This window comes from Candidatus Jordarchaeum sp., from assembly GCF_052745115.1.
Genome location: NZ_JBRAKS010000168.1, coordinates 1 through 8,517, shown reverse-complemented (window position 1 = coordinate 8,517; position 8,517 = coordinate 1). Strand labels below are relative to the sequence as shown.

Sequence of the window (8,517 nt, the reverse complement as noted above, 5' to 3'; positions counted from 1 at the left end):
CCTTCATAAGAAAACTGGAAAAATCAGCCACAAAAATCTTATTTAAGAGCGAAAAGATTAAATGCCATATATTTTTTATAATCGATGAAAACATGTAAGGAGACTGTTATTTTTGAGAGAGTTTCTGAAGGAACTTAAGTCTCAGGGTATGCTTATCGAGGTTAATAAAAAGGTATCTACTGGTATGATTCCTGCTCTTCTGAAAAAGTTGGATGGGCATCCGGTTATTTTTACCCAAGTTGAGGGGTCGTCATATAGAGTGGTTGGAAACATTTGTTCAAGTAGAGATCTCTTAGCATTGTCTTTAAATGTGAGAAAGGAAGAGCTGATATTCAAATTGGCTGAGGTGTTTGAGAAAAGGAGCCACCCAGAAGTAATCAAGAATGGTAGGTGTCAGGAAATTACGGAAAGCGTTAATCTAAATAGTTTACCCATACTTACCCACACCGAGGGTGATGGAGGACCCTATGTTACTTCTGGGGTACTCATAATTCGTGACCCCGAATTTGGCAGAAATGCTTCATTTCACAGACTTATGCTATTGGATGATAAAAGGTTTGCTACAAGGATTGTAGAAGATAGAGACACTGATGTCTATCTGAAAAGAGCGGGTGGAGAAATGGAAGTTGCAATTTCTATTGGAAATCACCCCTCATTATTATTAGCAGCCTCCACCTCCTTGGACATAACAGTAGATGAGTTAGAAATCGCCAATAGTCTAAGATACCTAAAACTGGTTAAGTGTAAAAAAGTAGACTTGGAAGTGCCTGCAGACTGTGAAATAGTGCTGGAAGGGAGAATAACTAGTGAACTGGTTGATGAAGGACCTTTTCTGGACTTGACCGATACCTATGATATTGTTAGGAAACAACCAGTAATTGAAATTAAACACTTTTCACACGCTAAGAATCCAATATATCAGGCTCTACTCCCCGGAGGACTGGATCATAGACTTCTCATGGGTTTGCCCAAGGAGCCCGTTATTTTCAACGAGGTAAATAAGGTTTGTGAATGTAAAAATGTTCTAATAACTCCTGGTGGCTGCTCATGGCTCCATGGATTAGTTCAAATCCATAAGAGGAGTCAAGAGGACGGGAAAAATGCAATTGAAGCCGCGTTTAGAGCGCATAAATCCATGAAGCACGTGGTAATTTTAGATGAAGATACAGATATTTATGATTTAAACTCTGTAGAGTATGCTATCGCAACAAGATTCCAAGCATCAAAGAATATGGTATTAAAAAAAGACAGGGGTTCCTCGCTTGATCCTTCCGCAAACCAGGTAACCCGGGAAACAACCAAAGTAGGAATTGATGCCACAATACCCTTTGATAAGGATAAATCGCATTTTCTTCCAGTAAAAATCCTTGGAGAAGCAAAAGTCAGAGTTGAGGACTATGTATCTCAGTAGAGAAGAAGAGAAAATACTTCAAGGCGGATCGGGAGAGGCTAAAAGGCTCGCCATGAAAATACTTTGCGCTATTGGAGACTTCTTCCACGCTGAGAAACTAATTCAAATCGAATCTGCACATGTTTCTGGAGTTTCGTACAAAACGGGAGGGGAGGCTCTAATAGAGGTTTTGGAAAAATTTGTTGAAAGTAATCCTAAAACGGCTATAATGAGTTCACTTAATCCCAGTGGAATGGATCGAAAGAACTGGAAAGAAATGGGTATAAATGATGCCTTCGCAGCTAAACAGAATAAGATAATAAAAATGTATCAATCCATGGGCATTCTAGATGTATGCAGCTGTATTCCCTATGAGCTCGGTAATGTTGCAAAAAATGGTGATCACATATCCTTCTCAGAATCATCAGCTGTAACTTTCATGAACTCATTTTTTGGCGCATACACAAATAGAGAAAGCGGGTTGTCCGCACTGGCCTCAGCAATAATCGGAAAAACTCCATCATACGGATTACATCTAACCGAAAACAGAAAACCAGACGTTTTAGTAGAAATAGAAGCAAAACTGATCAATCCTACGGATTACGGTTTGGTAGGATATAGTATTGGAGAAAATTTTGGCTCAAAAATTCCACTCTTACAAAAAGTTTCCAGCATAGATATTCAACAAACAAAATATATTTCAGCTGCCATGGCCGCCTCGGGTTCTATAGCACTATTCTATATTAATGAACAGTCTTGTGGAAAATTGGAGAGGAAAGATTCAGAAAAAATGATAATAGACCAGAAACACTTAGAAGAATTAAAAGAAAATTTTGCTCCAACATCTCAACCAGATATAGTTATGATAGGTTGTCCTCACACATCAGTAAGTACTCTTAAGATAATCTCAGAACTACTTGAATCCCCGGTTTCAGATCGATGCAAGCTCTGGATATTCACTTCTCGACCTATAAAATTAGTGGCAGAGTCGATGGGTTACGTTCAAAAGATTGAAAAGATGGGCGGTAGAGTTTTTTGTGACACTTGTCCTGTGGTCTGCCCCATGCCTAGATTCGATTTGGCTTTAACTGATTCAATTAAGGCGGCTCATTATCTTCCCACGATGAGCAAAATTGAATCCGCAGCTGAATCTCTAAAAAATTGTATCAAAATAGCGATGGGGGGGAAAATTCAATGAAGCTTACACTAAAGGGGGAAGGTCTAAGAGGATTAAAAAATCACAGGGTAGAGGGAGAAGCACTTGTAACCAAGATGCCAATATCCTTCCTAGGATTCATTGACCCGAAAACAGGAAAGGTAATACAAAAAGGACACGAACTAGAAGGAAAAAGTGTCAAAGGAAAGATACTGGTATTCAGCACTGGAATAGGCTCAACGGTAGGCTCCTACGTTTTAATCAACCTAGCCAATAAAGGTTTAGCACCTAAAGCTATTATTCAAAAGGATTCAGATATTGTGACACTGGTGGGAGCTGTTATTGGAGAAATTCCACTGGTGCACAGACTAGACCAAGATCCCCTCACCGTAATAAAAAATGGTGATAAATTAACTGTAGACAGCGAAAAGGGAATAGTTGAAGTCGAAAAAAGAGAAGAGTGAAGTGGAAAAGAAATGGTTCAAGAAAAAACACTTGAAGAAGATCTGATTGAGAAACTAATCAGTGGAGAAGTAAAATTTTACCAAGTTGAAAAATACACAGACATAGAAACAGCCACCACTATTAGGAGAAAAGCATTAGAAAAAATAATCGGGAAAGAACTCAAACACATTGGATCCTACTCTATAGATATGAAGCAAACAGCCTCAAGAAACATAGAGGCTCCCATAGGGGTGCAACAGATACCACTAGGAGTAGCTGGTCCTCTAAAAGTAATGGGAGAAGTAGCGGATGGGGAATACTTGATACCTTTAGCCACCACAGAGGGAGCACTAGTGGCAAGTGTTAACAGAGGGTGCAGCATAATCACAGCAAGCGGCGGAGCAAAGGCCCAAGTACTGAAAAGTGCTATTACTAGGGCACCCTGCATAGTTGTTCCTGACACCGAGCATGCAGTTAAGCTAGTGAACTGGGTAACAAATAATTTCGAAAAAATACGTAAGGTGTTTAAAGGCGAAGACCCATTTTTGGATCTCTTGGATTTTCAATATTGGATAGTGGGAAGAAATGTATTCCTTAGATTACTGGCAGATACTGCTGACGCCATGGGAATGAACATGGTTACCAGCGCATCCCAAGCCGTGTGTGATCTAATTCACGACAACCTTCCTTGGGCGGAAACAATTGCCCTCAGCGGCAACATGTGTGTTGACAAAAAGCCCACCGCCCTCAACTTAATTCTGGGTAGAGGTAAAACAGTTCAATCCGAAGTGGTTCTAAAAAAGGATTATGTACAGAACACTCTAAAAACCACTGCCGACAAAATGGTTGAGGTGGTTTATCGTAAAATATATGTGGGCAGTGGTCAGGCTGCCTCGTATGGTTTTAATTCCCACGTGGCGAACATCATCGCCGCTATGTGGCTTGCCACAGGGCAGGATGCTGCTCACATAGGGGAGTCCAGCATGGGAATGGTCACAGCCGAACAAGTAAACAATGGCGATTTGTACGTGTCACTAACACTTCCCTCAATGATCTGTGGCACCATAGGAGGCGGAATGTGGCTCGGTCAGATGCAAGAGGCTCTTTCTATAATGGACTGTGGCGGGGGTTTCATGAGAGGAAAACCTCCGGGTACAATGGCTAAAAAGTTTGCCGAAATCGCTTGTTCAGCCGCGCTTGCCGGAGAAATATCCTTGATTGCTGCACTTGCAGCAGGCCATCTTGCACGTGCACACGAAGCACTGGGAAGAGGAGAAACAGCTAGGAAAAAAGTAGAGAAAATTGAATGAACCACCAAACTAGACTAATAAAAATCTTATTATCCCCGCATTTTTAACCAAATAACCTCTTTTTATACTCTTATTACAATTAAATCTTCAAAAACTATTTAAAAACAACATTATATTAATATAAGATAGGATATTCCTAACTGGACATTAAAATAATTACTCAAAAATAGTATTTTTTAAAAATTATGAGGCGTTAAAATGTCTGAAGACTCAGACCTAGTCGACAGATTAAAGGAAGAATTACGCACGTTTGGGGCGATAAGCGAGAACGGACTAGCACTATTAACAATGAAAGGGGAAGTACTATACACCGACTTAACAGACGATATACAGCAAAAAATAATGCTTTTCAAACCAAGCTTCCCCGGACTAACAGTCGGATCAAACATCACACTAGCAGCCGAAAACGAATCAATAATAGTAATACGAACCTCAAAACAAATGCTAATGGCCATCCAGACACAACAACGAGTGGGCTTCACCCTAGTCATGCTATCAACTCTCATCAAAAGATACGCAACCGAATTCGATAAATACGCGAAAACCATAACTAAGCCACCAAAACCAAAAGCCGAACCCAAAGTTGTAGTCGCAGAAGCCGAACTAGAAACCATAACTAAAGCACCCGTAGAAGCAGCAGTGGCCGAACCCCCAATAGAAGCCGTAACAGAAGTACTCGCAGAGATGGCAGAAGAAGTAGAGGGAGCTCTGGTTGGAGAAGAACTTGAAGCATATCAAAAATCCCTAATCTATGAACTTATACCCCCACTAACACCCGAAAACGTATTAGACAAGTCAGGCGTATGGAACAGAGCCTCACGCCTAATGCTGAGAAACCTTGATCAAGACCTAACCGTAGACGAACTACGCGAAGGATTAAACAACGCAGGCTTTGACATAACTTGGCAATGGGTATATGAAACCCTACGCGCGCTAGAAACCCGAGGAACAGTACGAATAAAAGGCAAAAGAGAAGAATAAGAACAAAAATCAAAAATCGGAAAAATCTACCTTGCCCTAAAAAACTTTTAAACATGAGATAGAATCGATGGCAAAGAAAAAAGAAAAAAATGGATGCTTATTTTAAACGATAAATTCTAGAATGGTAGCGGTAATGTATTCACTGGTGGCATAACGCCTGTAAGCAACCCAATAATCACAATACAAACTCCGCAAACCGCGATATTAAGCCAGTGATTATCATAATGAATCGTAGCGATACGCAAATCCCTTCTATACTTCCAGATAAAATCCTTTAAAGACTCATCCTTACGAGGAAGAATGTAGGGAAAGGTACGCACACCACTCGGATTAAAGCTATCGATAAACCAGTGACTAAAAATGCCTGCAGCTGACAGTGCAAACAAACTGGGTGCAATTAGTCCTATGAGTACTGGTAGCCATATAAATGTTAGTACACTATGGAATAGTCCGCTTCGGTGTCCTATGCGTTGACGTTTTAATAGTTGGTCGAGATCTGGAAGAATGCCGAAGGCTGCGCCTGCGAGTATTGGCGGTAGTTTTTGGTTTGCTGCGCTGACTACTGTGTTTAGTGAGCCCCACTTGGCTACTTGTCCAGTAACGACTGCAAATTGGGTTACTATGTCCACGTTTAATCCTAGAAGTACCGCTACTATTGCTCCTGCTGTTGCTCCTACTACAAGATGTGTGTATTTCTGCATTTTAGTCCTCCATCATTTGTTTTAGGGCGAATTTGACCAGTTTTTCGACATCCTTTTTGTCGAGTCCAGTGGTTTTAGCTAATTTTTTAGCATCGGTTTTTACTAGGTCCCCTACGGTGTTGATTTTTTGTTTACTTAGTTTTTTAGCAGTTGTCTCTTCTACACCTTTAACTTTGGTTACTGGGGCTGCTTCTTTGAGTTTGACTTTGGATTTTGGAAGTTTGTATAGTTTTAGCCGTGTGCCGATTACAGCCATCAAGGTTCCCACAAGTATAGGCGTCAAATAAATAATTATATCCATGAATGAAATCCCATGGGTGCTTGCTTCTATTTGTAATAGATGAATTATCATTTCTAGAAATGGAGCCATATTCTTACTCCCGTTTTTTTCTTTTTCTAGTTGAGTATAATCCTTATTAGTGTTTATTAAGTTTTTTTATTTTTTGAAAAGAAGAAAGATTCAATTAATACCTGACGGTATTAAATTTTTTTGCTACTTGCCTTTTCCTATTTTTTCTTTTAGGTGAGGGAAAACGGCTTTTTCCGCTGAATTTAGTAATGTCGAAAGTGGAAACCGACTTAATTTAAAATTGTCGAGTAATACTTGTTCCAATTTTTTGAATTCGATTTTGATATTGTTGGAAACTGCTTTATTAATCTGTATGAGTATAATTGCCTTTCTTCCTTTTTTATTCCATTAGTGCTAGAGTATTTTTAGAGCTTCCACTATTTGGGGTAGAACTTCCCCTGCTTTTCCATAGATATGATAGTTGGCGTATTTTGTGTATCCTGTTTTTTCCATGTTGATGATTACTGTTTTTGCACCTCTGTTTAGTGCCATCCCAGGTAGGGCGGCTACCGGATATACAACCAGGGAGGAGCCTACAACTAATAATAGATCGCATTCCTGGGCTAGTCTATAGGCTTCAGATATTGCTTCTTCGGGTAACATTTCTCCGAACATTACCACATCCACTTTAACTACCCCGCCGCAATCGGTGCACTGGGGCATATAATTGCCTTTTCCCACTTCTGAAATCACGTATTCTATGCTGTGTTTCTTTCTGCATTCTACGCAGGACGCGCTACGAACATTTCCATGCACCTCTACTACTTTTTTGCTTCCCGCTTTTTGGTGTAGTCCATCGATGTTCTGTGTTATTATAGCCTCAACTTTTCCCATTTTTTCCAGCTCAGCTAGAGCGAAGTGCCCAAGATTTGGCTGGGCGTTGAAAAGCACTGGAGCGATTTCTTGAGCCATTTTCCACCATTCTTCTGGGTTTGATAGAAAAGAAGTAATTGTACCTACTTTATCTGGACTGTATCTTTTCCAAAGTCCATCGGGTCCTCTAAAATCAGGTATCCCAGATTCAACCGATATACCGGCTCCCGTTAATACGACGACTTTTTTAGCCCCTTTTATAAGTCTTGCAACTCCTAAAATTTCTTCACTAGGCAAAAATGTCTCTCTCCTTTGCTACCAGAATAAACTATAACATTACAAATACAAACCTAAATAAAAATTTAATCGTTTCTTATGGTTTTCAGGATTGGAAATAAGAAAGGGTATCTAAATTTAAAAATGACTTGATTTTTTTATGATATTTTAGGGGGCTTTAAGGTGCATTAGATCCCGCACTAGGGTTTCTCTTTCTTCTTCGAGTTTTTTTTCTTTCCACAATTTTTTGAAAAAGATGCTGATAAGTTTGGTAAAGCTGGGTTCGTTTGTCCATATTCCTATCCAAGGTCCTTTATAATCCTCAACACAACCTGAAGAAATTAGGGCTTCACTCCCATCCACAATTAGAAGATTTGCGTACACCTGATTATCCGAAACTATTTCAATGTTACCTTCAAGGGGTAGAATTACACTTTGATCTTCCTCTTCGGTACAAGTCCAGATCTTGAGTTCCACTCCCTTTTCACCTACAATTTGGAGCGTTTTTTCTATTTCTAAAAGCAGGTCTTTTGGAAAGGAAAGCATGGCAGATTGCTCTTCCCCCATCAACATCTCTTCTATTCTGTTAATAATGTTTTGTTTTCCGTGCATTGTCCATAGTTCCTGTTTTGACTTTTGCACTCCGTAAACATCGCTGAGTTCTTCTATAGCGGTTTCCTTATCTCGGCTAAGTGCTTTTTCGAGCCGTCTAAAAGCAGTGCGAGGTGGTACAGACTTGTACACTTTTGGCCTACCATGCTGTATCTCGACTAATCCTTTTTCTTCAAGACCAGCCAGAGTGTCATAAGCTCTGGGATGCGGTATATTAGCTACCTCACAAACCTTCTTCACTGTGGCGACGCCTAAAGCTACTAGCGCAATATAGGCTTTAGCCTCATACTCGCTTAAACCAAAATTTTTTAGGGTCTCAATTGTAGTGTTACTCACTTCTATGTTTACCGCCTCCAAAAAATTAGATGCTGGGAGTTTGTTTCCCAATACAGATGTACCTATATATCTTACGATAGCTACAATCCAAAAATCATTGATTTCTATCTTTGGTTGGTCTAAGGCTGTGTGAAACGGTTTTTAAGCGT

General features: G+C 40.0%; 9 protein-coding genes. 5 read left to right on the top strand and 4 right to left on the bottom strand.

Going from position 1 to position 8,517, the window contains the following annotated elements; translation table 11 throughout:
- The first annotated feature begins 112 nt into the window (after window positions 1-112).
- The 5 genes from ACUVXA_RS12335 to ACUVXA_RS12315 all read left to right on the top strand — a co-directional run bounded on the left by ACUVXA_RS12335 (window position 113) and on the right by ACUVXA_RS12315 (window position 5,281).
- Window positions 113-1,411 carry a UbiD family decarboxylase gene (locus ACUVXA_RS12335; protein WP_445871572.1) on the top strand — a complete coding sequence of 433 codons (1,299 nt, stop codon included), beginning with the start codon at window positions 113-115 and terminating at the stop codon, window positions 1,409-1,411.
- The gene (locus ACUVXA_RS12330; protein WP_445871571.1) at window positions 1,398-2,588 is read left to right on the top strand and encodes an aconitase X catalytic domain-containing protein; all 1,191 of its coding nucleotides are present in this window, start codon (window positions 1,398-1,400) and stop codon (window positions 2,586-2,588) included. Before ACUVXA_RS12335 ends, ACUVXA_RS12330 begins: the two co-directional genes overlap by 14 nt.
- The gene (locus ACUVXA_RS12325; RefSeq protein WP_445871570.1) at window positions 2,585-3,010 is read left to right on the top strand and encodes an aconitase X swivel domain-containing protein; all 426 of its coding nucleotides are present in this window, start codon (window positions 2,585-2,587) and stop codon (window positions 3,008-3,010) included. Before ACUVXA_RS12330 ends, ACUVXA_RS12325 begins: the two co-directional genes overlap by 4 nt.
- Before the next feature lie 12 nt (window positions 3,011-3,022).
- A complete protein-coding gene (hmgA, locus tag ACUVXA_RS12320) occupies window positions 3,023-4,300 on the top strand; it encodes a hydroxymethylglutaryl-CoA reductase (NADPH) (RefSeq protein WP_445871569.1) in 1,278 nt (425 codons plus the stop codon).
- Window positions 4,301-4,498: 198 nt separating this feature from the next.
- Entirely contained in the window at window positions 4,499-5,281 is a 783-nt protein-coding gene (locus ACUVXA_RS12315; protein WP_445871568.1) for a hypothetical protein, read from the top strand.
- Window positions 5,282-5,397: 116 nt separating this feature from the next.
- Here ACUVXA_RS12315 and ACUVXA_RS12310 read toward each other — a convergent pair whose 3' ends face one another.
- The 4 genes from ACUVXA_RS12310 to ACUVXA_RS12295 form a co-directional block, all read right to left on the bottom strand.
- Window positions 5,398-5,982 carry a metal-dependent hydrolase gene (locus ACUVXA_RS12310; protein WP_445871567.1) on the bottom strand — a complete coding sequence of 195 codons (585 nt, stop codon included), beginning with the start codon at window positions 5,980-5,982 and terminating at the stop codon, window positions 5,398-5,400.
- A gap of 1 nt (window position 5,983) precedes the next feature.
- Entirely contained in the window at window positions 5,984-6,352 is a 369-nt protein-coding gene (locus ACUVXA_RS12305) for a helix-hairpin-helix domain-containing protein (RefSeq protein WP_445871566.1), read from the bottom strand.
- A gap of 333 nt (window positions 6,353-6,685) precedes the next feature.
- Window positions 6,686-7,441 carry an SIR2 family NAD-dependent protein deacylase gene (locus ACUVXA_RS12300; protein WP_445871565.1) on the bottom strand — a complete coding sequence of 252 codons (756 nt, stop codon included), beginning with the start codon at window positions 7,439-7,441 and terminating at the stop codon, window positions 6,686-6,688.
- A gap of 147 nt (window positions 7,442-7,588) precedes the next feature.
- Complete coding sequence (locus ACUVXA_RS12295; RefSeq protein ID WP_445871564.1) at window positions 7,589-8,368, bottom strand: TrmB family transcriptional regulator; 780 nt, start codon at window positions 8,366-8,368, stop codon at window positions 7,589-7,591.
- Between the last annotated feature and the right edge of the window lie 149 nt (window positions 8,369-8,517).

Coding starts and splice junctions, on each gene's coding strand:
- ACUVXA_RS12325 (WP_445871570.1), top strand. CDS start 2,585: ATGAAGCTTACACTAAAGGGGGAAGGTCTAAGAGGATTAAAAAATCAC.
- ACUVXA_RS12305 (WP_445871566.1), bottom strand. CDS start 6,352: ATGGCTCCATTTCTAGAAATGATAATTCATCTATTACAAATAGAAGCA.
- ACUVXA_RS12330 (WP_445871571.1), top strand. CDS start 1,398: ATGTATCTCAGTAGAGAAGAAGAGAAAATACTTCAAGGCGGATCGGGA.
- hmgA (WP_445871569.1), top strand. CDS start 3,023: ATGGTTCAAGAAAAAACACTTGAAGAAGATCTGATTGAGAAACTAATC.
- ACUVXA_RS12310 (WP_445871567.1), bottom strand. CDS start 5,982: ATGCAGAAATACACACATCTTGTAGTAGGAGCAACAGCAGGAGCAATA.
- ACUVXA_RS12315 (WP_445871568.1), top strand. CDS start 4,499: ATGTCTGAAGACTCAGACCTAGTCGACAGATTAAAGGAAGAATTACGC.